We start from the raw sequence: 23885 nt of genomic DNA on the forward strand, positions 1-23885 counted from the left end.
GCAAGCATGTCCCGATCTCCGGTGGCCCAGCGGCGGGTCGCCCGGCTCAGGGCATGGTGAGGGTCGACTCCGAGTGGTACGGCCCGCCCGGCTCGGGCCGGCGGCGCCGGAACAGGATCGCCGCGACCACCCCGCCGAGCAGCCCGAACAGGTGCCCCTGCCAGGAGATCCGCTCGTCGGTGGGGAGGATGCCGAGCAGCTGCCAGCCGTAGAGCAGGCCGACCAGCAGCACCACCGCCAGGTTCCACCAGCTGCGCTCCACCAGGCCCCGGGTCAGCAGCATGCCGAGGTAGCCGAAGATCACCCCGCTGGCGCCGACGACCACCGAGTTGGGCGCGCCGGTGAACCAGACGCCGAGCCCGCTGACCAGCACGATGATCAGGGTGGACCAGAGGAAGCGCCGGGTGCCGGCGGCGAGCACGAAGGTGCCGAGCAGGATCAGCGGAATGCTGTTGCTGTAGAGGTGCTCGAAGCCGTGGTGCAGGAACGGCGAGAAGAAGACCCCGTCCAGGCCCTGGATGCGGTGCGGGATGATCCCCGCCGCCACGTCGAGGCCGAAGTCGAGCCCCTGGTCGAGGGCCTCGATGAGGAAGAGGAACGGCACGACCGCGCACATGGCGACGAAGGCCCGGCCGAGGGCGGCGTAGAACGCGTCGGTGCCGAACCGGGCCGGGTCGCCGCCCGGTGGGTGCAGGGTCACCCTGACAGGGGTATCAGCATTCGTGGCCGACCGCCACCTGGGCGGCGCGCCGGCCCGGGGCACGACGAGGGCGGGGCAGGTGGTCGCCCACCCGCCCCGCCCTCGTTCGCACGATCAGTACCAGCCGACGTTCTGGCTGTGCGCCCAGGCGCCGCAGGGGGTGTCGTACCGACCCTCGATGTAGCCCAGGCCCCACTTGATCTGGGTGGCCGGGTTGGTCCGCCAGTCGTCGGCGACCGTGCCCATCTTGCTGCCCGGCAGGGCCTGCGGGATGCCGTACGCCCCGGAGGAGGGGTTGCTGGCCTTGTGGTTCCAGCCGCTCTCCTTCGTCCAGAGCTTGTCCAGGCACGGCATCTGGTCAATCTTGAAGCCGGCGTCGAGCAGCAGCGCGCAGCCGATCTCGCGGTTGCCGCTGAACTCGTTGCAGGACGCGGGGATCGGACCGGTGAACGGCTGGGTCTTGGCCTCGGCCTCCTTGGCCGCCGCCTCCCGCGCCTTCTTCCGGGACGCCGCGGCGGCCTCGGCCTCGCGGGCCCGCTCGGCGGCCTCCTTGGCGGCCGCGGCGGCCCGCAGCTTCGCCTGGTACTCGGCGGCCCGCTGCTTGGCGGAGCTGCGCTGGTGGTCGGCCTGCCGCTCGCGCTGGTAGTCGTACTCGGCCTGGTCGACCTGGAGGCCGACCTGCGCGGTCAGGCCCTGTTGCTGGGTTTCCCGGTCTTCGCCCAGATAGAAGCCGCCGGCAACGCCCACGGAGAGCAGTGCGACGGCGGCCGTACGGGCGCCGAACCGGCTCCACAGCCGACTCACGAAGTGGTCCCTTCGTCGGGGGCAAGGACGCGGCGCGGGCCGGCCGTCTCCGGACGCGGTCGTGCCGCGAGCGCCCCGACCGGAGCCGGTCGCATCCGACGCACCGACTCTCGCCGGGGCTCGTCCTGGGGTGGGACGAACGATACTCGACGATCTTGTCGGGGCGCGGGCGCTCGTTGGACACCATCGCGCACAGTGAGGCTGATGGGAAACCAAGAGACCCATTTGTGACCTGCGCCACAAGGTGAATGTGGACGGAAGTGGGCGCAACGGACGCCCGAGACGACTACTGCGGGATGTCCTCCAGCAGATCAGTCACCATCGCGGCGATCGGCGACCGCTCCGAACGGCTCAGCGTGACGTGCGCGAAGAGCGGGTGGCCCTTCAGCGCCTCGATCACCGCCGTCACGCCGTCGTGCCGGCCCACCCGCAGGTTGTCCCGCTGGGCGACGTCGTGGGTGAGCACCACCCGGGACCCCTGACCGATCCGGGACAGCACGGTGAGCAGCACGCCACGCTCCAGCGACTGCGCCTCGTCGACGATCACGAAGGCGTCGTGCAGGCTCCGGCCCCGGATGTGGGTCAGCGGCAGGACCTCCAGGATGCCCCGGGAGGTGACCTCCTCCAGCACGTTCTCGTGCACCACCGCGCCGAGGGTGTCGAAGACCGCCTGCGCCCAGGGCGACATCTTCTCCGACTCCGAGCCGGGCAGGTAGCCGAGTTCCTGGCCGCCGACGGCGTACAGCGGGCGGAAGACGATCACCTTCTTGTGCCGGCGGCGTTCCATCACCGCCTCCAGGCCGGCGCAGAGCGCCAGCGCGGACTTGCCGGTGCCGGCCCGCCCGCCCATCGAGACGATGCCGATCGACTCGTCCAGCAGCAGGTCCAGCGCGACGCGCTGCTCGGCCGAGCGACCGTGCAGGCCGAACGCCTCCCGGTCGCCCCGCACCAGCCGGACGGTCTTGTCGGGCAGCACCCGGCCCAGGGCCGAGCCGCGGGCCGAGTGCAGCACCAGGCCGGTGTGGCAGGGCAGGCCCGCCGCGGCGTCCAGGTCGAGGGTCTCACCGGCGTAGAGCCGGCCGATCTCCTCCTCGCCCAACTCCAGCTCGGCCATGCCCGTCCAGGTGGGGTCGCTGGCCTGCCCGTGCCGGTACTCGTCGGCCCGCAGCCCGACCGAGGCGGCCTTGACCCGCAGCGGCATGTCCTTGCTGACCAGGGTCACCTCCCGGCCCTCGGCGGCCAGGTTCAACGCCACGGAGAGGATCCGGGCGTCGTTGGACTCGGTGCGGAAGCCCGGCGGCAGCACGCCGTCGTCCGAGTGGTTGAGCTCCACCCGCAGCGTGCCGCCGGCGTCGTTGGCGGGCACCGGACGGTCCAGCCGCCCGTGCCGCACCCGCAGCTCGTCCAGCATGCGCAGGGACTGCCGGGCGAACCAGCCCAGCTCGGGGTGGTGGCGCTTGCCCTCCAGTTCGGAGATGACCACCAGGGGCAGGACCACCTCGTGCTCGGCGAAGCGGTGGAACGCCGCCGGGTCGGACAGGAGCACCGAGGTGTCCAGGACGAACGCCTGGCCGGCTGGTCGGGGCTCCTCGGTGCCGGCCGGGGCGGCGGCCGTCGTACGGCGGCTCCGGGTGGCTCGGCGGGTCGTGGCAGTCGCGGCCGGGGTCTGGTCGGCACCGGCGGGCGTACGGCGAGTCGTCACAGGCCTGCTCCGACGGATGGGCACCCGCCACCCGTGTTCCGCCTCCTCCGGTGCCCGGGGACACGGGGTCGGATGCGGAACCCCGTGCGCGAGGTCGCAGTTCCGGGCGGACCGGCTGGCCCGGGAGAACCCCGTGCCATGCCTAGACGCTAGCGGCGCCGGGCCACCTCGGCTAGAGGTGGAGATGGATCTCCCTCGACCGGGACGTGAACGGCGGCGGCGGACCGGCCGGGATGCATGCCCCCTGCGCGCATCCCGGCCGGTGGGGCCACCGTCACCGGTCTGACGTGGCCCCGACGGTGCGTGCCCGCCGCGGACGACGCACCGGGTCGGTGCCGGCGTGGGTCGTCAGCCCTGCCGCCGGACGAGGGTCCCGGTCGGGTGCCGGCCGGTGACCGGCGGGACCGGGGCGGTGAACGAGGAGCCGGTGTACGTGGTCCCCTGGCGGGCGACCGCGGTGGTGGTGACCGTCGCGGTGGTCACCACCGGTGGCCCGCTCACCGGCCCAGCCAGGGCCGAGGCGATCGCGGCCTGGGCGTCGCGGCGTCGCCGGTTCCACGCCCCCCGGTCGCCGTCGAAGTAGCCCTGCCGGTAGCCGAAGCGATAGCCGATCCGGTAGCTGAGCTGGCCATGCAGCCGGCCCGCCGCGTAACTGGTGGCGCCGAGGACGAGGACGAGGAAGACCGCGAGGAACGGGCTCATCCGGCGGCTCCGCCGCGCCGCGCCGGCCCGGTCACCGGTCCTCCGGCTCGATCGTGGTGGGGTCGACGACCAGGAGCCGCTCCAGGTCGTCGGTGCTGACCTCCTCCACCAGCTCGACGCTGATCCGGCACCCGTCCACGACGATCTCGGCGACCGAGGAGCGGCGGATCTCTCCGCCGGCGTCGTAGACCCGGACGCTCAGCTCCGGGCAACCGAGATGGGTACGCCAGGCGTTCCACTCGTCCCGGTCCCCCACGCTCAGGGACAGGTAGCGGCACCCTCGGGCGAGGTAGAGGCGCCAGGGTGCGCTCAGTCCCGCGGCCACCCCCTCCGCGATCAGGCCGAAGGCCTGGGCACGGGTCGCGAGCTCGGTCACCGCACCTCCCTCGCGCTGGGGGCGTGACGCATGTGAGCACTAATCGTCTCATGCACGTGACACACCGTAGATTGTCCCACGAGCGTGACAGTATCAGCTTTTCGTCCGGTTACCGCCGCACCTAAGTCCTTCTATTCTGCCCAGGTGACACCCCTCGGAAAGGCCCCTGGATCGTTAACACGCGCCCGGAGAGAGTCGTCCCGTTCGCGTGACACCCGTACGCACGGACTCCCCACCACGGCCGTCCGGCCGTACCGTCACGGGGTGACCGAGACCGCCCCCGCCCGGAAGATCGCCTTCGCCACTTTCGTCCGCCGGGCGCTCGACGACGCCCGGGCGATGCGGGCCTGGACGGGCACCGAGGTCTCCCGCCGCACCGGCGTCTCCCGGCAGACCATCAACCGGTGGGTCCGCGGCGACTGGGCCAGCGACCCGGAGGTGGAGCGGGTGGTCGCCTTCTGCGAGGGGCTCGGGCTCAACCCCGCCGCCGCCTTCGCCGCGCTGGGCTGGGACCGGGCCGCCGCGCCCCGCGCCGCGGCGACGCCACCCCCGATGGACCCGGACGTGGAGGCCCTGCTGCGCCGGCTGGTCGATCCCGCCGTCTCGGAAGCGGAGAAGTTCCACATTCGAGAAACCATTCGTTACCTCGCTTATCGCCCGACTCTGCCGGCCGACGTCCGAAAACGAGACGAACAGGCCGGGTAGTTCCTCAGATGGCGAAAGAACGCCTGGTCAGACCTCTTCGTTTCGCTACGGGCCGGGATCGGGCGCGCTAGCGTCCGTATTCGTACTGCTTGGGCTCGTCATCGGCGGGGGGACGGGACAAGGCCGAACCCAGCCCTGCGGGACAGAAGGAGGGGTCTGTCCATGACCCTGAAATGGTGGGCAGTCGTGGTCGCGGCGGTGTCGGTGACATCGTTCGTGACCGCAAACGTCGCGATAGGCGCGGTCGAGGGCGAGCAGATGCCACTGGTCGTCAACCTCCTCGCGCTCACCACCGCCGGCACCGCGGTGGTGCTGGCCGTGGTCGCCGAGCTGCACGAGCGGCTCAACGACCGGGTCAGCGCACTGACCGAGTTCCTGGTCGCCCGGCTCAACGAGATCGAGACGCACGCCGGCGACCGGAACACCGGATTCGTCGAGGGTTACCTGCTCAGCCACGGCCAGGCGGCCGACGTGGTGCCGTTCGGGCGCCCGCGCCGGGGAGCCGCCGAACGCTGACCGGCCACCGGAAATCGCCCACCGCCGGAGGCGAGAAGACGTCATCTCGCGGCCACGAATGAGCCGTCGCCGCCGGGGTACGCTGTCGCGCGTGCCGCCGTTGAATCTGGGCAACCAACAGCCGAAGACTCCGTTGGACGCCGAACACGCCTGGCGGGCCACCGCCGCGCGGGCGGCCCACACGGTGCTCTTCTTCGACTTCGACGGCACCTTGGCGCCGGTCGACGACGACCCCACCGCCGTGCAGCCCGCGCCCAAGGTGCTCGCCGCGCTGGAGGCGCTCGCCCCGGTGGTGCAGCGGGTGGCGATCGTCTCCGCCCGCCCGGTCGACTTCCTCCGCGACCACCTCGGTGGCCTCGCCGGCATCGACCTGTACGGCCTGTACGGGCTGGAGCACAGCCACTCCGGGGGCGAGACGGTGACCGAGCCGGCCGCCCTGCCCTGGGTGCCGACCATGGCCGAGCTGGCCGACCTGGCCCGGGCCGAACTGCCGGCCGGCACGCTGGTCGAGTTCAAGCGGTTGAGCGTCGCCCTGCACTGGCGTACCGCGCCGGGGCTGGGGCCGCAGGTCGAGCAGTGGGGACGGGCGCAGGCCGAGCGGCTGGGGCTGAAGGTGCAGGCCGGCCGGATGGTGCTGGAGCTCAAGCCCCCGGTCGACCGGGACAAGGGCCTGGTCATCGGCGAGATCGTTCGCGACGCCGGTGGCGCCTGGTACTTCGGCGACGACGTCTCCGACATCAAGGCCTTCGCCGCGCTGCGGGCCCGCGCCGCCGCCGACCCGGACTTCTTCGGCGTCTGCGTGGCCGTGGCCAACCCGGAGACCGGTCACGAGGTGGCCGACGCCGCCGACCTCACCCTCGACTCACCGGCCGCCCTCGGCGACTTCCTCACCAGGGCCCTGCCCCACCTGACCTGACCGGCGGCCGCCGTGGGCGCGGGCGAGCCCGTCAGGCGCCGAAGCGGCGCTGGCGGTTGACGTAGGAGCGCAGGGCGCGGAGGAAGTCGACGCGGCGGAAGTCGGGCCAGTTGAGCTCGCAGAAGTAGAACTCCGAATGGGCCGACTGCCAGAGCATGAAGCCGGAGAGGCGCTGCTCACCGCTGGTCCGGATGATCAGATCCGGGTCCGGCAGGCCCTTGGTGTAGAGGTGCTCGGAGATGTGGTCGACGTCCAGCGCGCCGGCCAGCTCCTCGATGGTGCCGCCGGTGGCGGCGTGCTCCAGCAGCAGGGAGCGCACCGCGTCGGCGATCTCGCGTCGGCCGCCGTACCCGACGGCGATGTTGACCTGGGCGCCACCGGCGCGGTCCCGGGTGCGCTCCTCGGCGGCCTTGAGGGCCTGCGCGTGGTGCGAAGGCAGCACGTCGAGCGCGCCGACCATCCGCAGCCGCCAGGGGTTGCCCTCCTCGGCCAGCTCGGTGGTCAGGTCCTCGATGATCTGGAGCAGCGGATCCAGTTCCTCCGCCGGCCGGGAGAGGTTGTCGGTGGAGAGCAGCCAGAGCGTGACGTGGCCCACACCGGCGGCGTCGCACCAGCGCAGCAGCTCCTTGATCCGCTCAGCGCCCATCCGGTGCCCGTCGTTGGGGTCGACGAAGCCCATCTCCCGCGCCCACCTGCGGTTGCCGTCGCACATGACGCCGACGTGCCGAGGCACCGGCTTGCCCGCGAGCGACGCCGTCAGCCGGCGCTCGTACACGGAGTAGAGGAGGTTCCGCAGAGTCATCACCTTGCAGGGTAGCGACCCGCCCGGCCGATGGTGACCTCGGAGGTTAACTACGCGCCGAGAGACCGATGCCGATCATGGCGAGGGTGCGGGCGTCCAGCCGGCCGTCACCGAGCCCCAACTCGACGACGCTGCGGTAGACCCGGTCGTCGCGGCGGGCCGCCCGGACGGCGGCGTCGACCACCCGCCGGTGCCGGGCCAGCCAGGCGGCGATCGAGCTGTGCCGCAGGTGCGTACCGAGCCGCCGGCGCAGCGCCTGGGCGTACCGGTCGGCCGCCCGCTCCGGTGCCGCCGCGGCGGCCGCGCCGGCCAGCGCCCCGGAGAGCAGCGCGTAGAAGATCCCCTCGCCGGTGAACGGGTTGATCAGGGAGAGCGCGTCGCCGGCCAGCACCACCCGACCCCGACCGGGCGACGGCCGGTGCGTCGACAGCGGCAGGTGGTGGGCGCGCAGCCCGGTGACCGTGGCCGGGTTTGTCGCCGGCAGCAACGCGGCGAGCCGGTCCAGCAGGTGCGCGCGGCTCAGCGGCTCGCCCCGCAGCACCTCCCCGTACCCGACGTTCGCGCGACCGTCGCCGATCGGGAAGGACCAGGCGTACGCCGGCCAGCGCGGCCCCGAGGTGACGATGAACTGTTCGGGCGGGCCGGGCAGCGCCGGGGCGTACCCCCGGATGGCGAGGGCGAGGTGGCGGTCCGGGTTCGGCGGGTGGCCGAGCGCGCGGCGGACGATCGACCCGGCCCCGTCCGCGCCGACCACCGCCCGCGCGGCCAGTTCCCCGTCCAGCACCACCCGGTCGTGGCGCGGCTCGACCCGGCGGACGGTGTGCCGGCACAGCACGGCGCCGGCGGCCACCGCCGCCGCGACCAGCCGGGCGTCGAACACCTCGCGGGGCACCGTGTACGCGGGCCGGGGCAGCGCCCGGGCCACCGCCGGGCCGCCCGGACCGACCAGGCGCAGCGCGGGCAGCGGGGCGTACCCGGCCACCGCATCGGTCACCCCCAGCCCGGCGAGGACGTCCAGCGCGTGCGCCGCGATGCCGTCCCCGCAGGCCTTGTCCCTCGGAAAGTCGGACCGGTCCAGCAGCAGCACCCGGGCACCGGCCCGGCGGGCGGCCAGCGCGGCGGCCGCCCCGGCCGGACCCGCCCCGACCACGATCAGGTCGAATTCGTCGCTCACCGCGTCGCCTCCCGCCCGCAGCCGCCCACCGGCCCATCCTGCCCGCCCCACGCCCCCGAACCCCGCCGCCACCCCGACCACCCACCCCAACCCCCGGCCCACCCCCGCCCGCCTGACCCCGTTGATCAAGAAGTTTGCGTCGGAACAGGGCGGGATCCTGACGCAAACCTCTTGATCAACGGGGTCAGGCGGCTCGGGGCCCGGTGGCCGGGGGGTCAGGTGGGGGGTGGGGGTGGTTCGGCGCGGGTGGCGCGCCAAAGGCCGTAGAGGGCGAGGACGGCGGCGGCGACGAGCGGGCCCCCGTCCCGGACCAGGCCGTCGACGCCGAGCAGCCACCAGCAGAGCGGCAGGTCGACGGCGAGCACGCCCACGGTGATCGCCACCAGCAGGGTGCGGGCCCAGCGCCGCCCGCGCATCAGGAACGCGGTGCAGAGGAGCACCGCGTAGCTGACCGCGATGCCGGCGAGGAACCAGAACACCACCGCCGGCGCGGCGGCCAGCCGGCCGTCCAGGATCGCGCCCCCGGCCACCAGCGCCGGCACCAGCATCAACGGGCTGTACGTGAAGGCGGCGACCCGACTGGTGAGCAGCCACCCGGTGACCGACGGCCGCTTCGGGGCGGCCTCCCGCCAGGAGATCGTGCCGCCGGAGACCACCAGGGTCCTGCGGTGCCGGACGAGGTACGCGCCGACCGCCTCGGAGCGGTAGAGCAGCGCGACCACGCTCACGCAGAGCGCGGTGAGCAGGGCGAAGCCGAGCAGCCCGGGCAGCGGCGGCACCCCCTGCCGCGGCACCACCAACCGGCCCACCGCGAAGATGGTGGTCACTGCGAGGATCAGCCCGAACGGCCGGGCCACGGTACGACCGCGGTTGACGTGCCCGATCAGCACCAGGAAGGCGAGTGAGCGGAGCATCGCCCAACCGGTGCGTACGGCCAGGCCGAACTCCTGCTCCGGGGCGTACCACCAGTTGAGCAGCTCGACCACGACGGTGGCCGCCGCCGTGACGGCGAGCAGCGTGGTCAGCGCCCGGACGGCGGACGGCCGCCGGACCTCGGTGGTCTCGGCGGCCGTCCTCATGGGATCCGATGTTGCCCGGTACGGGCAACCGTCACACCTACTTCTGCGGCTGCTCCGCGTCGAGCCGGGCGCGCAGCGCGTCCAGCTCGGCCCAGAGGACACCCGGCAGCTTGTCACCGAACTTCTCGAACCACTCGGTGACCAGCGGAAGCTCGTTGCGCCACTCCTCCGGGTCCACCTTGAGGGCGATCCGGACGTCCTCCGGGGTCATGTCCAGGCCCTCGACGTCCAGCGCGTCCTGCGCCGGGACCATGCCGATCGGGGTCTCGACCGCGTCGGCGGTGCCCTCAATCCGCTCGACGACCCACTTGAGCACCCGGGAGTTCTCGCCGAAGCCCGGCCAGAGGAAGCTGCCCTCCGGGTCCTTTCGGAACCAGTTGACGTAGTAGATCTTGGGCAGCTTGGCCTCGTCGCCGTCGGTGCCCTTGCTCATCTCGATCCAGTGCCGGAAGTAGTCCCCGGCGTGGTAGCCGATGAACGGCAGCATCGCCATCGGGTCGCGCCGGACGACGCCGACCGCGCCGGAGGCGGCGGCGGTGGTCTCCGAGGACAGGGTCGCGCCCATGTAGACGCCGTGCACCCAGTCGCGGGCCTCGGTGACCAGCGGGATGGTGTCCTTGCGACGGCCGCCGAAGAGGATCGCGTCGATCGGCACGCCGTTCGGGTTGTAGTAGTCCTCGGCGAGGATGGGGCACTGGGTGATCGGGGTGCAGAACCGGCTGTTGGCGTGCGAGGAGAGGCTGTCGCTCTCCGGCGTCCAGTCGTTGCCCTTCCAGTCGATCAGGTGCGCCGGCGGCTCACCCATGCCCTCCCACCAGATGTCCCCGTCGTCGGTCAGGGCCACGTTGGTGAAGATGGAGTTGCCGCGGTCCAGCGTCCGCATGGCGTTGGCGTTGGTCTTCCAGTCGGTGCCGGGCGCGACGCCGAAGAGGCCGTACTCGGGGTTGACCGCGTAGAGCCGACCGTCCTCGCCGAAGCGCATCCAGGCGATGTCGTCGCCGATGGTCTCGACCTTCCAGCCCGGGATGGTCGGCTCCACCATGGCGAGGTTGGTCTTGCCGCAGGCGGACGGGAACGCGCCGGCGATGTGGTAGACCTTGCCCTCCGGCGAGGTGATCTTGAGGATCAACATGTGCTCGGCGAGCCAGCCCTCGTCGCGCCCCATCACGCTGGCGATTCGCAGCGAGTAGCACTTCTTGCCGAGCAGCGAGTTGCCGCCGTAGCCGGAGCCGAAGGACCAGATCTCCCGGCTCTCCGGGAAGTGCGAGATGTACTTCGTCTCGTTGCACGGCCAGGCGACGTCCTGCTGGCCGGGGGCGAGCGGGGCGCCGATGGAGTGCAGCGCGTGCACGAAGTCGGCGTCGTCGCCCATCGCATCGAGGACCTTGGCGCCCATCCGGGTCATGATCCGCATCGAGGCCACCACGTACGGGCTGTCGGTGATCTCGACGCCGAACATGGGGCTCTCGGCCTCGACCGGGCCCATGCAGAACGGGATGACGTACATGGTGCGCCCGCGCATGCTCCCGCGGTACAGCTCCGTCATCGTCCGCTTCATCTCGGCCGGCGCCATCCAGTTGTTGGTGGGGCCGGCGTCCGCCTCGTCGACGGAGCAGATGTAGGTGCGCTCCTCGACCCGGGCGACGTCCGTCGGGTCCGTGCGCGCGTAGAACGAGTTGGGCTTCTTCTCCGGGTTGAGCCGGATCAGGGTGCCGGACTCGACCAGCTCGTCGGTGAGGCGCCGCCACTCCTCATCGGACCCGTCCACCCACACCACGCGGTCGGGGGTGGTCAGTTCCGCGACTTCTCTGACCCAGGCGAGCAGCTTGGGGTGGGTAGTCGGGGCCTGATCGATACCCCGAACAGTAGCCGGAGCAACCATGACACATCTCCTTGTGGTCGACGCTGACCGTTCTATGGGTGCACGAGTCTGGCGGGCGCGAGCCGCGTCGCCATCGTGGAAACCTGGGATTGCGCTCAGCGTAAACCGGGCCGAGCCGCGAGTCAGTGGGACTGGTTGTGAAGAACTGCACAAGGTACGGCCCGGCTGCGGCATCACGAGCTAATACCCGCTTTCCCGCGCAGTTTCACGCAAATCCTGCGGCGAACTGTTGTCGGCCACCCGGAACGGACGACGACGGACAGCGGAACCGGGCTTCCGGTGACGGGCACGTCGATTGGGCGAACCGATCGGCGATCGGTCCACAAAGAGTTACGCTCTGCTCACCTGCGGCGGCAGCGGACGGGCCGGTCACGACCCGCGTCGGGACGATCCGGGCCGGCTCGCCGTTGCTGCGCGTCCGGCTCGCTCCCGACCGGTACGCTCGGCGGGTGGCCGCGACGATGACCGGGGACCAGCCAGGGTCTCCGCCGACCCGCCCGGGCCTGGTCCGCACCCTGCTGGACCGCTTCGGTCACCTCGTCCGCGAGCTGAGCAAGTTCGCCACGGTGGGCGGGATCGCCTTCCTCATCGACTTCGCGCTCTTCAACTACCTGACGACCGTGCGCGACGTCGAGCAGGTGACCGCCAAGACGATCTCCACCGTCATCGCGGCCAGCGTCGCCTTCGTCGGCAACCGGTTCTGGACCTGGCGCCACCGCAAGCGCTCCAACCCGGCCCGCGAGTACGCGCTGTTCTTCTTCTTCAACGCGGTGGGCCTGGGCATCGCCGTGGCCTGTCTGGCGTTCAGCCGGTACGGCCTGGGCAGCATCTGGCCGGAGGTGTTCCAGACCCCGCTGGCCGACAACATCGCCAGCTTCATCGTCGGCACCGGCCTGGGGACGCTGTTCCGGTTCTGGTCGTACCGACGGTTCGTCTTCGTGGAAGCGGGAAATCCCCCGGTTCCGGAGGCGGCGCACGACCGGCCGCCGGGGGCGTGACCTGCCGCCCACCTCGTCCGGCCGGGACCTGCCGGCCCCAACCACTGCCCTAAGGTGTTCCGCATGCGTCTTGTCCGTCTGCTGCCCGAGCGCTGGCAGAAGTTCATCCACGAGGCGCTCAAATTCGGCGTCGTCGGTGGCATCAACACCGTCATCAATTACGCCGTGTTCAATGTCCTGGCACTCACCGTTTTTGTCAACGGTCAACTGAAGGCGACCGTGATCGCCACCGTGGTGGCGACGATCACGTCGTATCTGATGAATCGGCACTGGACGTACCGGGATCGACCGAAATCCGCGTTGAAGCGGGAATACGTCCTGTTCTTCCTGTTCAACGCCACCGGCCTGCTGATCGAGCTGGGCGTCCTTGCCGCCGCCAAGTACGGCCTGGGCGTGAACAGCCTGCTCGCGCTCAACGTGGCGAAGACCGGCGGCGTGCTGCTGGCGACCATGTTCCGGTTCTGGTCGTACCGGACGTTCGTGTTCCAGCCGGTGCCCGTGCACGCCGAGGAGACCTGGCACACGATCCACCGGGACGAGTGGGACACCATGGCCGAGCTGGACCCGGTGGCCGAGCTCGCCGAGTCGGTCAGTGAGCTGGAGGAGGCCCAGCAGCAGGCGGCGCAGCGGCCCGGCAGCCTGAAGGCCGAACCGGTCTTCCCGCAGCCGACCGGACGTCCCGCCCCGCTGGACGCCGGGCTGGGCAGCACGGTTGGCGCCGACCTCGACGCCGAGCTGGCCGCGGAACTGCACGCCAGCACCCGCCGCCCCCGCCGCTGACCCCGCCGCCCGGGACGACCCGGGCACCCGAAGGTCGCCAGGTGGCGGTGTCCGTTCGGACACCGCCACCGCTGCGGACCGGGGTCGATCAGGCCGGAGTCGGGACAGGAGTCAGCTGGTGGGGTCGCGCAGCGGCTTGCCCTCGCGCATGTCGGCCAGGATGTCGCGCATCTCCCCGTCGCCCAGCGAGTGCTCGTCGTGGTGGGCCTCGACCAGCTCGTAGAGCTTGGTCTGCACCTGGCCCACGGACGGGACGTCGCGCAGCACGGACTGGCCGCGCTCGCCCGCCGACTCGATGGTGAGCGTGCCGCAGCCGAGCAGCCGCTCGACGAAGCGCTGGCTCATCGCGTGGTCGTTGATCCGGGTGAGCGGGATGTCCCGCCGATCCCGGGAGAGCACGCCCTGTTGGAGCAGCACCCGCTCGTCGGTGAACAGGTAGTGCGTGGTGCGCCAGACCAGGAACGGCCAGAGGCCCAGCCAGAGCGCCAGCACCAGGGCCAGCCCGGCGATCACGTACAGCGCGATCGTGGCGCCGTCGCCGTCGGGCAGCAGGACCCAGCCCGCCACCACGGCGGCGACGCCGAGGACCAGCACCAGGATCGGCCGCAGCAGCGCCTTCCAGTGCGGGTGCAGATGCAGGACGACGTGCTCGTCCTCGGTGAGCACGTCTTCGGGAAACGCCACGGGGAACCTCCTCGGCACGGATCGGACGCGCTGACCGTAACCGGTCACCGCGAGCCGCCGGATCAGCCGCGCGGCCCGATCGCGGCGCCGCGCCCGAACCGGACCGCCACCCGAGCGCTCAGCGCAGGTGCAGCACGTCCCCGGCCGCCAACCGCCGCTCCCCGGCGCCCGTGTCGACCAGCAGCTGGCCGTCGGAATCCACGCCGGTGGCGAGGCCGGTCAGCTCGGCGCCGTCGGGCAGCAGCACCCGCACCCGCCGGCCGACGGTGGCGCAGGAGGCGACGTAGGCGTCCCGCAGCCCGCTGGCCACCGCGTCGCCGCCGGCGGTGCGCCAGCGGTCGTACCAGTCGGCCAGCGAGCGGAGCAGCGCGCGCAGCAGCGGATCCCGGTCGGTGGCCGTCGCGCCGGCCAGTTGCAGCGAGGTGGCCGGCAGGCCGGTCGGGTTCTCCGGCAGCTCGTCGGCGCGGAGCGTGACGTTGAGCCCGATCCCGAGCACGATCGCCGGCGGCTGCGCCGGGGACGTGCCCGGCACCGCCTCGGCCAGGATGCCGGCGCACTTGGCGTCGTCGACCAGCAGGTCGTTCGGCCACTTCAGCCGAGCCTCCAGCTCCGCCAGCCGGGCCACCGCCTCGACCAGCGCGACGCCGGCGAGCAGCGGCAGCCAGCCGTACCCGGTGGCGGGGGCCGGCGGCCAGCCGCGGTCGGCGACGGCCTCGCCGGGCCGGAGCAGGACGCTGGTCGCGATGCCGGCGCGGGCCGGCGACTGCCAGACCCGGCCGCGCCGGCCGCGCCCGGCGGTCTGCCGCTCGGCGACCACCACCAGGCCCTCCGGCTCGCCCGCCCGGACGGCCGCCACCGCGTCGGCGTTGGTGGAGCCGGTCTCGGCCCGCAGGTCGAGCCGGCGCCAGGGCCCGTGCGGCGCGGTCAGCGCGCGGGCCAGCCGCGCCGCCGACAGCGGCGGGCGGTCCAGATCGGTGTACGGCGAGCCCGGCATCCCGTCAGCCTACGGCCGGGCGACGGAGGGTATTGAGGCGTACTGCACAGCGGCATCGTCCTGAACCATCGTTATATTCCCTGGGTGACTACCGAGACCGGGATCAACATCCACAGCACCGCGGGCAAGCTGGCGGACCTGGAGCGACGGGTCGACGAGGCGGTGCACGCCGGGTCGGCGCGCGCGGTCGAGAAGCAGCACGCGCGGGGTAAGAAGACCGCCCGGGAGCGGATCGAGCTGCTGCTCGACGAGGGCTCCTTCGTCGAGCTGGACGAGCTGGCCCGGCACCGGTCGACGGCCTTCGGGCTGGAGAGGAACCGCCCGTACGGCGACGGCGTGGTCACCGGCTACGGCACCGTCGACGGCCGGCAGGTCTGCGTCTTCGCCCAGGACTTCACCGTCTTCGGCGGCTCCCTCGGCGAGGTCTTCGGCGAGAAGATCGTCAAGGTGATGGACCTGGCCATGAAGATCGGCTGCCCGGTGGTCGGCATCAACGACTCCGGCGGCGCCCGGATCCAGGAGGGGGTCGCCTCCCTCGGGCTCTACGGCGAGATTTTCTTCCGCAACGTCCGGGCCAGCGGCGTCATCCCGCAGATCTCGCTGATCATGGGCCCGTGCGCGGGCGGCGCGGTCTACTCCCCGGCGGTCACCGACTTCACCGTGATGGTCGACCAGACCTCGCACATGTTCATCACCGGCCCGGACGTCATCAAGACGGTCACCGGCGAGGACGTGGCGATGGAGGAGCTGGGCGGTGCCCGCACCCACAACTCGCGCAGCGGCAACGCGCACTACCTCGCCACCGACGAGGAGGACGCGATCGAGTACGTCAAGGCGCTGCTGTCGTACCTGCCGTCGAACAACCTCGACGAGCCCGTCGTGTACGAGGCCCCGGCCGATCTCGACATCTCCGCGGAGGACCGGGAGCTGGACACGCTGATCCCGGACTCGGCCAACCAGCCGTACGACATGCACCGGGTCATCGAGCACGTGCTCGACGACGGCGAGTTCCTGGAGGTGCAGCCGCTCTACGCGCAGAACCTCGTCATCGGCTACGGCCGGGTCGAGGGGCGCCCGGTCGGCGTGGTGGCCAACCAGCCGATGCACTTCGCCGGCACCCTGGACATCGCCGCCAGCGAGAAGGCCGCCCGGTTCGTGCGTACCTGCGACGCGTTCAACATCCCGGTGCTGACCTTCGTGGACGTTCCCGGCTTCCTCCCCGGCACCGGCCAGGAGTGGGACGGCATCATCCGGCGCGGCGCGAAGCTGATCTACGCGTACGCCGAGGCGACCGTCCCGAAGGTCACCGTGATCACCCGCAAGGCCTACGGCGGCGCGTACGACGTGATGGGCTCCAAGCACCTCGGCGCGGACCTGAACTTCGCCTGGCCGACCGCGCAGATCGCGGTGATGGGCGCGCAGGGCGCGGTGAACATCCTCTACCGCTCGGAGCTGGCCGGCGCCGAGGACCCGGCCGCCGTCCGGGCCCAGAAGATCGCCGAGTACGAGGACACCCTGGCCAACCCGTACATCGCCGCCGAGCGCGGCTACGTCGACAGCGTGATCCCGCCGCACGAGACCCGCGCCCAGATCGTCCGCGCGCTGCGGGTGCTGCGCACCAAGCGGGAAACCCTGCCGCCGAAGAAGCACGGCAACATCCCGCTGTAGCGAGCGTTACCGGAATCCCCGCGTCCCTGGTGGTCGCGGGGATCTTCCGGTTCAGCAGCGCGGGTCGGCGGCGGCGCAGAGCCGACCGGCGGCGGTGCGACCGAGCCCCTCCAGGTCCGCCCGGCTCAGGCCCGGGCCGGGACCGGTGCCGTCGGCCTTGAGGGTGTCCGGCCCGGTGGTGATCACGGTGACCAGGTCACCGACCCGCACCACCATGGTGGCCTCGACCTCTGGCGGGAGCTTGAACGCGGTGCCGTCGGCGACGCTGGCCGGCGGCAGCGACACGTGGCGCAGCAGCACGGACTCGTCGCCGGCGAACCCGCTGGCCGACCGCTCCCACCGGTGCGGGGTCACGGTCGGCACCGTCCTGCCGCCCAACTGCCCCGACCCGCTGATCTCCCACTGGGCGCAGGCGTCGAGCAGCAGGGCGACGGTGCCGAAGAGCAGCCGGCTCTGCGCCGGGTCGATGCGGTAGACGTCCTGGGTGAGCACCGGTGGCACAACCCCGTCGGCCGCCGGCCGCAGCAGGGTCTGCGACCGCGAATAGCGCGACGTCGCCGCCGAGGGCACACCCCGCTCGCGGCCACACGCCTCCAGCACCGGATCGACCCGTACCGCCTCGCCCAGGCCGGCCGCCCCGATCTGCGTGCCGGTCTTCAGCCGCACGTCCCGCGCCGACAGCAGCGCCTCGCGCGGGATCTCGGCCGGCCCGGCGGTCGCCGTCGACGCGGAGACGGCCGCCACCGGCGGCGCGGGAGGCGCCGTCGCCCCTGACCGACCCGCCACCACGTACCCGGAACCAGAAAGCACCGCGAGTACGGCGGTCGCCGCCAGCACTGCCGTACGCCGGCTGCGGCGCCGCGCCCGGGCGCGGATCTCCTCCGGCTCGGCCCAGCGGACCCCGCCCAGGTCCCGGTGCAGCCGATCGACGAAGTTCGTGTCCTCACGCATCAGGCCTCCTCCAGGTCAGAGACGGCGAGCAGCCCGGCCAGCGCGGCGCGCCCCCGGGAGAGCCGGGCCTTCACCGTGCCGACGGGGGCCTCGGTCTGCCGGGCCACCTCGGCAACCGGCATGCCGAGCAGGTAGTACAGGGCGAGCGCGGTGCGCTGCTCCTCGGGGAGCCGGCGCAGCGCGGCGACCACCTCGACGGTGTCGACGCCGGGGCCGGGCACGCTCTCCTCGACGCCGTGCCGCAGATACGCCCGGGCGCGACTGCGCAGGCTGCGCCAGCGGCTGACCGCGATGCGGGAGGCCACCACCCGCACCCACGCCTCCGGGTCGTCGTACCCGCTCACCGTCGACCAGCGCTGCCAGGCCCGGATGTACGCCTCCTGGACGGCATCCTGCGCCTCGGTCACGTTGCCGGTCAGCACGTAGACGAAGCCGAGCAGCCGTTGCCGGCTGCCCCGGTAGAACTCGTCGAACCCGTCGACGTCGGGCACGTGCTCACCTCCCGTGGCGTTCGGAGGAGACACGCGCGGCGGCACCACGCCGGTTGCCGGATCAGCCGATCATCTTCGCCAGTTCCGCGGGCGGGAAGCCGCCGGCCGGGATCCGCTCCCGGGCCGCCCGGCGCACCGCGTACGCGACGGCGGCGTTGGCCGGGGTCGGCACCCCGTGCAGCCGACCGAGCAGGACGATCTCCCCGTTGAGGTGGTCGACCTCGGTGGAGCCGACACCCCGGGCCAGGCTCTGCCAGGTGGAGCTGCCGGACCGCTCCTGCCCGTCGACCGGCCGGTGCCCGACCCGGTCGCCCCGCTCGGCGGCCTCCTCCTCGCTGCTGGTGTGCGCGATCCCGGCCGCGGCGAGCACCGCCTGCCCCTCCGCGCGGACCCGGTCGCGCAGGTCGGCGGGGACGTCCCCGCCGAGCAGCGCCTGGAGCCCGTTGCCGAGGTTGGCCAGCAGCTTGCCGTACTTCCACCGCATCACGTCGTCGCGCACCGGGGCGACGAAGCCGGCGCCGGTGAGGTCGGCGGCCACCGTGTGGTCCAGCGCGTCCGAGCCGGCCGGGTAGCGCCCGAGGTGCAGCATCCCCGGGTGCGGGTACCCGTTGGCGACGACCACGCCCGGTTCCAGGTGGGTGGCGGGCAGCCAGACGCAGACCGCGTGCACCCGGGCGAAGAGCCGCAGCGCCGTCGGCTCGTTGGCCACCCCGTTCTGGGCGGTGAACAGCGGCAGCCGTTCCCCCGCCGTGCCGCCACCGACGACCGGCGCGTCCGCCCAGGCGGCCAGCGCGGCCGGGGTGTCCTGTGACTTGACGGTGAGCACCAGGACGTTGTCGGCGGCCAGCGGCCGCTCCCCGGGAGCGTCGGTGGCCGGCCCGCGCCAGGTCGCCGTGCGGTCCGGGGTGCGCAGGGTCAGCCCGCGCCGCCGGATCGCGTCCAGGTGCGCGCCGCGGGCCACCAGCGTCACGTCGTGGCCGGCCTCCCCCAGCCGTACGCCGATGGTGCCGCCGACCGCGCCCGCTCCGATGATCACGTACCGCATGCGGCCATTCTGCTCCCCCGACCGGTCAGAGGGTCAGGCCGGCGTCGGTGAGGATCGGGCCGGCGAGCAGCGCCGCGCCGACGGCCAGGGCGAGCAGGTTCACCAGGGCGAACACGGTCACCCAGAACAGCGCGGGAAACGGGGTCAGCCGGGCCAACTGGTCGGCGTCGGACTGCGGCATCCGTCCCCGGCTGCGCAACCGTTGCAGCTCCACCACCGGCCGTACCCCGCCGAGGAGCAGGAACCAGACGCCGGTCCAGGCGAAGGCGGCCTGCACCTGCGGCGCGGCGTACCAGGAGACGGCGAGCACCACGCCGCCGGTGACCAGCAGCGACAGCACGCCGAAGACGTTGCGGATGAGCACCAGCATGGCCAGCAGCAGCGCCACCGCCAGCCAGAGCAGCAGGGTGATCCGGTTGCCGCCGAGCAGCCAGGCCCCGGCGAGGCCGACCAGCGACGGGGCGACGTACCCGGCCAGCAGGGTGAGGATCATGCCGGGGCCGGTGGGGCGGCCGGCGGAGAGGGTGAGGCCGGAGGTGTCCGAGTGCAGCCGAATGCCGTGCAGCCGGCGCCCGGTCAGCAGGGCGGCGAGGGCGTGGCCGCCCTCGTGCGCGATGGTCACCGCGTTGCGGCCGACCCGCCAGGGCAGCCGGGTGGCGACCACCACCAGCGCGACGACGGCGGTGATCAGGACGAGCAGCGGGGGTGGGTCGGGCTGCGCGCCGAGGAGTCTGTCCCAGAGGTCGCCCAGCCCGTCGATCGACACCATGGGCGGGGAGCCTACCGGCATGCCGCGGCTGACCGATACTGATCAGGCAGGGAGCCACATACGGACGTCGATGAAAATTTTCTTAACCCCTCTTGCGATCTAGGGCAACTACCTCCAAAGATTGGCGTCAATCAATCGGCGTCCCTGGAGGCATCCATGACCCGTCCGAAGTTTTCGCTGCGCCGGCTCCTCGCCGCCGGCCTCACCGTCGTCGCCACCGCGGCGGCGGCCCTCGTCGCCACCGCCGGACCGGCGGCCGCGGCCACCACCCCCGGCATCGACGTCTCCCGCTACCAGGGCACCATCAACTGGACCAGCGTCCGCAACGCCGGCATCCAGTTCGCCTTCATCAAGGCCACCGAGGGTACGAGCTACAAGGACCCGAACTTCAACAGCAACTACGTCAACGCGTACAACGCCGGGGTGATCCGCGGGGCGTACCACTTCGCCCGGCCGAACATCTCCGCCGGCTCGACCCAGGCCAACTACCTGGCCTCCAACGGCGGCGCCTGGTCGGCGGACAGCCGGACCCTCCCGGCGGCGCTGGACCTCGAGGCCAACCCGTACAGCGGCGGCTACTGCTACGGCCTGAGCACGACCGGCATGCGGAACTGGGTCCAGGACTTCCTCAATACCTACCGCTCGCGCACCGGGCGGTACGCGGTCATCTACACCACCACCAGCTTCTGGAACCAGTGCACCGGCAGTTGGACCGGCCCCTGGGCGAACCACCCGCTCTGGGTCGCCCGCTGGTCGAGCACCGTCGGCACCCTGCCGGCCGGCGCCCCGTTCTGGAGCTTCTGGCAGTACACCGCCACCGGTCGGGTCTCCGGGATCAGCGGTGACGTCGACCGCAACTACTGGAACGGCGACCGGACCCGGCTGATCGCGCTGGCCAACAACACCTGATCCGCAGCCCCACGCGCGTCGGCGGCAGCGGGACCGATGATCACCCATCAAGGTGGACAACCGGTCCGGCTGCCGCCGTCGTCCGTTCGCGCTCAGGCCCTCCGTCGCGTGGCCATCGACACGGGCACGGCCTCCTCGCCAGCCAGTGCGGACCGCCGGGACAGACGCCAGGCGGCGACTCCGGCGGCGGCGACCGCCACGACGGCGAGCAGCGCCACCAGCGCCGGCATACCGGCACTGACCAGCAGCAGGACGATGTCGCCGAGGGCAACGAGCATCCACAGTGCCAGCCGGGGGCGGGCGTCCTTGCGTCGGTGACCCATGTCGTGCCTCCTTCCGTCGTCACGGGAGAGATACCCCGAACGAGGGAAGGTCATGCGAATCCATTTCACACGGACGCGATTCCCGGCGTCAGCCCTGCCGGTCGGGCTTGAACCCCTTGACGATCACGTCGAAGTTGGCGAGCTGGGCCTGCCAGTCCTTGTCGGCGACCTCCCACCGGATGGCGTAGCCGCGGTTGCTGGCCGTCACGAAGCCCCGGTTGCGCACGTGGATGCGGGTGTTGTCCCGGGTCTCCAGCCACTCCCAGTCGGCGCAGGTCCGGTGCCAGTCGCAGCGCTTGATGCTGAGGTACTGGTAGTTGTTGACGAACTTGCGGCGGTCCGGCTCGATCGCCTTCCAGTCGGCGTACGCGTCGGGCTTCGGGTTGCTCGTCCACTGCACGAGCATCTCCCCCGCCCCGCCCTGCTGGAAGAACACGACCGTGTCCGAGCCCGTGCGGCTGACCTCCCAGTTCGGCGGGAGGGGGACGAAGAAGGTCGGCCCCTTGTGCAGTTTCCAGCCCGCCGGCAGCGCGTTCGGGTCCGTCGAGGGGGTGGCCGAGGGCGTCGGGCTGGGCGGGGCGGCACTGGTCGGCGCGGGCGCGCCCGGAGCCGACGTCGGGGCGGCGGCCGACGAGGGCGCCGCGGCGCCCGTGGGACCGCCGGCCTGCTGCCCGCCCCGCTCCGGGTCGTCCCCGCCCCGGCCGAGCAGCGGCACGAGCACCGCCAAGCCGACCAGCAGCACCAGCACCACCGCGCCGATCAGCAGGTTCCGCTTCTGCCTGCCGCGCTTCGTCCCGTCGTACACCGAACCGGGAAGGTGCTCGGCGGGCGCCGGCGCGGGACTCACCGGCGCCGGCATGACCGACGTGGGAGTGCTCGGCTTCTTCGGCGGGTCCTGCACCTTCGTCGTCGGCTCGGCGTCGGCAGCCGGACGCGGCGGGTCGACCTTGGCGGTCGGCTCGGCGTCGAGGCTCGCCGGCACCTTGCTCGTCTCGTCCTCAGTGGTGGTGGCGGCGACGCCGGCCGCTGCGGCGCCGCCCGCCGCAGCCGACTCGGCGCGTGGCGCGGGCGGCTTCGGGGTCGACTCGGCGCTCTGCTCGGCCGGACGCGGGGCCGGCACCAGCGGCTTGCGCGGCTCGCGCGGGCCGTTCGGCCCCGGCCGGCGTACGCCGTCCAGCAGCGAGATCCCCTTGACGCGCTTGCCGCCGGCCCGGCGCAGCAGGCGCTCGGCCACCTCGGCGGTGATCCGCTCGGTCGGGTCCTTGCGGAGCAGGCCCTGCAGCACCGGCTTGAGCGGCCCGGCGTTTTTCGGCGGCGGCAGCGGCTCGGTCGCCAGGGCGGCCAGCGTGGCGATCGCCGACGACCGCGCGTACGGCGACTTGCCCTCCACGGCGGCGTAGAGCGTCGCGCCCAGCGACCACAGGTCCGCCTCCGGACCGGCCGTGCCGTCCTTGGCCCGCTCCGGCGCGATGTACGCGGGCGAGCCGAGCACCATGCCGGTGCGGGTCACGTTCGGGTCGCCGGGGATGGTGGCCAGACCGAAATCGGTCAGTACCACCCGGCCGTCGTTGCCGAGCAGGACGTTGCCGGGCTTGATGTCGCGGTGCATCACGCCGGCCTTGTGCGCCGCCTTCAGCGCGCCGAGCACACCGAGCCCGATCTCCACCGCGCGTGCCGGCGACACCGGGCCGTCCTCGGCGAGAGTGTCCTGCAACGACTTCGACGCGACGTACTCCATGACGATCCACGGGTCGCCGTCGGTGCGCAGCACGTCGAAGATGCGGACCACGTTGACGTGGTTCAACCGGGCGATCGCCCGGGCCTCACGCAGGGAGCGTTCCCGCATCTCGCGGCGCTCGTCGTTGGTGAGACTGGGTGGCGGGACGAGCTCCTTGATGGCCACGTCCCGGTGCAACACCTCGTCACGCGCCTTCCAGACCCGGCCCATGCCGCCCTGACCGAGCGGCGAGATGAGCCGGTACCGGTCAGCGACAAGTCGGGGAAGCGCGTCAGACATCGCAGAGACCGTACCCGGCGCCACCGATGCTCACACCGCCGGCACGCCACTGTGCGGCGAAGGTCAAGTTCGCGACGCGTACGCTGACGCCATGTCTGCCGAAGAGCCGCTGTTCCGAGTCGTCCGGGGCGTCCCGACTGCCGACGAGTTGGCCGCGCTGGTGGGTGCGATCGTCGTCCGGTCCCGACCTGCCGCCGCGCCCGCGCCGGTGACCACGTCCGCCTGGGCGCGCAGCGCCCGACCGACCGTCGCGGCGCCCTCCGCCGGACCCGGCGCCTGGCGCGCCTCCGGCCTCCCCCGCTGACCCTTCCGCCAATCCGACCGGATTGAGCTGGGGCGGGGCCACGGTGATGTCCTGAGGACTGCCGAGATCGCTCCGCACCCATTAACCTCACTCAGGGAAACGGGGCCGTGACAGGTAGGGAGGATCGATGATCCCTGAGGAGGACCGGCCAGCTTCCTGGCTGCGCGACTACGGCGGCATCGAGGCCGACATCCGCCAGATGAGCGAGTTCGCCGACCGGCTCCAGGCCGAGGTCGAACGCAACTACGCGCCACACCTGTCGTACATCGCCGACGACATGAGAGCACCCGTACCCAACCCCTGCGACGCCTTCGTCGAGCTGGTGCAGTTCCTGCACGCCCATTGGGAGACCCAGCAGGCCACCGCGAACATGGTGCACGACCTGGGCGGAGCCACCGGCCACCTGGCCTCGGCGGCCGGCCGGATCGCCTCCGACTACCGGGGCGCCGACGCCTTCGCCTCGGCCAGGGTCGCCGACGTGGAGGCGGCGCTCGCCAACCCGTACTCCACGATGTCCGGTGGCCGGGCCCGGCTGCCCGACCCCACCAGCCCGAACGGCGGGCCGGTGGTGCTGCCGTGATCGACAGGGGCAGT

26 protein-coding genes are annotated in these 23885 nt (G+C 72.4%); 9 read left to right on the plus strand and 17 right to left on the minus strand.

The window, feature by feature from the left end; all coding sequences use genetic code 11:
* Window positions 1–46 precede the first annotated feature (46 nt).
* The 5 genes from M2302_RS25695 to M2302_RS25715 all read right to left on the minus strand — a co-directional run bounded on the left by M2302_RS25695 (window position 47) and on the right by M2302_RS25715 (window position 4284).
* The gene (locus M2302_RS25695) at window positions 47–700 is read right to left on the minus strand and encodes a rhomboid family intramembrane serine protease (RefSeq protein ID WP_280840412.1); all 654 of its coding nucleotides are present in this window, start codon (window positions 698–700) and stop codon (window positions 47–49) included.
* A gap of 114 nt (window positions 701–814) precedes the next feature.
* Complete coding sequence (locus M2302_RS25700) at window positions 815–1504, minus strand: lytic transglycosylase domain-containing protein (RefSeq protein ID WP_280840413.1); 690 nt, start codon at window positions 1502–1504, stop codon at window positions 815–817.
* 286 nt (window positions 1505–1790) lie between these two features.
* Entirely contained in the window at window positions 1791–3206 is a 1416-nt protein-coding gene (locus M2302_RS25705) for a PhoH family protein (protein WP_280840414.1), read from the minus strand.
* A gap of 348 nt (window positions 3207–3554) precedes the next feature.
* Window positions 3555–3908 (minus strand): hypothetical protein, encoded by a 354-nt coding sequence (locus tag M2302_RS25710; protein WP_280840415.1) that lies wholly within the window; start codon window positions 3906–3908, stop codon window positions 3555–3557.
* A gap of 31 nt (window positions 3909–3939) precedes the next feature.
* Window positions 3940–4284: a hypothetical protein gene (locus M2302_RS25715; RefSeq protein ID WP_280840416.1), complete on the minus strand. Its 345-nt coding sequence runs from the start codon at window positions 4282–4284 to the stop codon at window positions 3940–3942.
* 264 nt (window positions 4285–4548) lie between these two features.
* Between M2302_RS25715 and M2302_RS25720 the strand changes: the two genes are divergently transcribed.
* The 3 genes from M2302_RS25720 to otsB all read left to right on the plus strand — a co-directional run bounded on the left by M2302_RS25720 (window position 4549) and on the right by otsB (window position 6421).
* Window positions 4549–4989, plus strand: a complete 441-nt coding sequence (locus M2302_RS25720) for a helix-turn-helix transcriptional regulator (protein WP_280840417.1) — start codon at window positions 4549–4551, stop codon at window positions 4987–4989.
* Window positions 4990–5151: 162 nt separating this feature from the next.
* Window positions 5152–5505 carry a hypothetical protein gene (locus M2302_RS25725; protein WP_280840418.1) on the plus strand — a complete coding sequence of 118 codons (354 nt, stop codon included), beginning with the start codon at window positions 5152–5154 and terminating at the stop codon, window positions 5503–5505.
* 91 nt (window positions 5506–5596) lie between these two features.
* Entirely contained in the window at window positions 5597–6421 is an 825-nt protein-coding gene (otsB, locus tag M2302_RS25730) for a trehalose-phosphatase (RefSeq protein ID WP_210776572.1), read from the plus strand.
* A 31-nt stretch (window positions 6422–6452) separates the two neighbouring features.
* Here the strand turns inward: otsB and M2302_RS25735 are convergent, their stop codons facing one another.
* From M2302_RS25735 to M2302_RS25750, 4 genes are all read right to left on the minus strand, one after another.
* The gene (locus M2302_RS25735) at window positions 6453–7223 is read right to left on the minus strand and encodes an isoprenyl transferase (protein ID WP_280840419.1); all 771 of its coding nucleotides are present in this window, start codon (window positions 7221–7223) and stop codon (window positions 6453–6455) included.
* 46 nt (window positions 7224–7269) lie between these two features.
* Window positions 7270–8397, minus strand: a complete 1128-nt coding sequence (locus M2302_RS25740) for a geranylgeranyl reductase family protein (protein ID WP_280840420.1) — start codon at window positions 8395–8397, stop codon at window positions 7270–7272.
* Between the two features lie 215 nt (window positions 8398–8612).
* Window positions 8613–9476, minus strand: a complete 864-nt coding sequence (locus M2302_RS25745) for a hypothetical protein (RefSeq protein WP_280840421.1) — start codon at window positions 9474–9476, stop codon at window positions 8613–8615.
* A gap of 37 nt (window positions 9477–9513) precedes the next feature.
* The gene (locus M2302_RS25750) at window positions 9514–11358 is read right to left on the minus strand and encodes a phosphoenolpyruvate carboxykinase (GTP) (RefSeq protein ID WP_280840422.1); all 1845 of its coding nucleotides are present in this window, start codon (window positions 11356–11358) and stop codon (window positions 9514–9516) included.
* A 461-nt stretch (window positions 11359–11819) separates the two neighbouring features.
* On the opposite strand from M2302_RS25750, the gene M2302_RS25755 reads away from it, so the two are divergent.
* Both M2302_RS25755 and M2302_RS25760 read left to right on the plus strand, forming a co-directional pair.
* Window positions 11820–12356: a GtrA family protein gene (locus M2302_RS25755; protein ID WP_348529453.1), complete on the plus strand. Its 537-nt coding sequence runs from the start codon at window positions 11820–11822 to the stop codon at window positions 12354–12356.
* Between the two features lie 63 nt (window positions 12357–12419).
* Window positions 12420–13136 carry a GtrA family protein gene (locus tag M2302_RS25760; RefSeq protein ID WP_280840424.1) on the plus strand — a complete coding sequence of 239 codons (717 nt, stop codon included), beginning with the start codon at window positions 12420–12422 and terminating at the stop codon, window positions 13134–13136.
* Between the two features lie 111 nt (window positions 13137–13247).
* Here M2302_RS25760 and M2302_RS25765 read toward each other — a convergent pair whose 3' ends face one another.
* Together M2302_RS25765 and M2302_RS25770 are read right to left on the minus strand one after the other, a co-directional pair.
* Window positions 13248–13820 carry a PH domain-containing protein gene (locus M2302_RS25765; RefSeq protein WP_280840425.1) on the minus strand — a complete coding sequence of 191 codons (573 nt, stop codon included), beginning with the start codon at window positions 13818–13820 and terminating at the stop codon, window positions 13248–13250.
* 118 nt (window positions 13821–13938) lie between these two features.
* Window positions 13939–14814: a biotin--[acetyl-CoA-carboxylase] ligase gene (locus M2302_RS25770; RefSeq protein ID WP_280840426.1), complete on the minus strand. Its 876-nt coding sequence runs from the start codon at window positions 14812–14814 to the stop codon at window positions 13939–13941.
* Window positions 14815–14898: 84 nt separating this feature from the next.
* Between M2302_RS25770 and M2302_RS25775 the strand changes: the two genes are divergently transcribed.
* Window positions 14899–16482: an acyl-CoA carboxylase subunit beta gene (locus tag M2302_RS25775; protein WP_280840427.1), complete on the plus strand. Its 1584-nt coding sequence runs from the start codon at window positions 14899–14901 to the stop codon at window positions 16480–16482.
* Window positions 16483–16533: 51 nt separating this feature from the next.
* On the opposite strand, the gene M2302_RS25780 is transcribed toward M2302_RS25775, so the two are convergent.
* The 4 genes from M2302_RS25780 to M2302_RS25795 all read right to left on the minus strand — a co-directional run bounded on the left by M2302_RS25780 (window position 16534) and on the right by M2302_RS25795 (window position 19738).
* Window positions 16534–17433: a hypothetical protein gene (locus tag M2302_RS25780; RefSeq protein ID WP_280840428.1), complete on the minus strand. Its 900-nt coding sequence runs from the start codon at window positions 17431–17433 to the stop codon at window positions 16534–16536.
* Complete coding sequence (locus M2302_RS25785; protein ID WP_154939573.1) at window positions 17433–17924, minus strand: SigE family RNA polymerase sigma factor; 492 nt, start codon at window positions 17922–17924, stop codon at window positions 17433–17435. Before M2302_RS25785 ends, M2302_RS25780 begins: the two co-directional genes overlap by 1 nt.
* Before the next feature lie 61 nt (window positions 17925–17985).
* Complete coding sequence (locus M2302_RS25790) at window positions 17986–18969, minus strand: 2-dehydropantoate 2-reductase N-terminal domain-containing protein (RefSeq protein ID WP_280840429.1); 984 nt, start codon at window positions 18967–18969, stop codon at window positions 17986–17988.
* A 25-nt stretch (window positions 18970–18994) separates the two neighbouring features.
* Window positions 18995–19738, minus strand: a complete 744-nt coding sequence (locus M2302_RS25795) for a M50 family metallopeptidase (protein WP_280840430.1) — start codon at window positions 19736–19738, stop codon at window positions 18995–18997.
* Window positions 19739–19894: 156 nt separating this feature from the next.
* Here M2302_RS25795 and M2302_RS25800 point away from each other — a divergent pair, with 156 nt between their 5' ends.
* On the plus strand, window positions 19895–20647 hold the full coding sequence (locus M2302_RS25800; RefSeq protein WP_280840431.1) for a GH25 family lysozyme: 753 nt from the start codon (window positions 19895–19897) through the stop codon (window positions 20645–20647).
* Window positions 20648–20739: 92 nt separating this feature from the next.
* Here M2302_RS25800 and M2302_RS25805 read toward each other — a convergent pair whose 3' ends face one another.
* Together M2302_RS25805 and M2302_RS25810 are read right to left on the minus strand one after the other, a co-directional pair.
* Window positions 20740–20970: a hypothetical protein gene (locus M2302_RS25805; protein ID WP_280840432.1), complete on the minus strand. Its 231-nt coding sequence runs from the start codon at window positions 20968–20970 to the stop codon at window positions 20740–20742.
* An 88-nt stretch (window positions 20971–21058) separates the two neighbouring features.
* Window positions 21059–22987, minus strand: a complete 1929-nt coding sequence (locus tag M2302_RS25810; RefSeq protein WP_280840433.1) for a serine/threonine-protein kinase — start codon at window positions 22985–22987, stop codon at window positions 21059–21061.
* A 91-nt stretch (window positions 22988–23078) separates the two neighbouring features.
* Between M2302_RS25810 and M2302_RS25815 the strand changes: the two genes are divergently transcribed.
* Both M2302_RS25815 and M2302_RS25820 read left to right on the plus strand, forming a co-directional pair.
* A complete protein-coding gene (locus M2302_RS25815) occupies window positions 23079–23291 on the plus strand; it encodes an acyl-CoA carboxylase subunit epsilon (RefSeq protein ID WP_280840434.1) in 213 nt (70 codons plus the stop codon).
* Between the two features lie 127 nt (window positions 23292–23418).
* The gene (locus M2302_RS25820) at window positions 23419–23871 is read left to right on the plus strand and encodes a hypothetical protein (RefSeq protein ID WP_280840435.1); all 453 of its coding nucleotides are present in this window, start codon (window positions 23419–23421) and stop codon (window positions 23869–23871) included.
* Window positions 23872–23885: the final 14 nt, after the last annotated feature.

The organism is Micromonospora sp. A200 (genome assembly GCF_029893845.1).
Taxonomy (GTDB): Bacteria; Actinomycetota; Actinomycetes; order Mycobacteriales; family Micromonosporaceae; genus Micromonospora; species Micromonospora purpureochromogenes.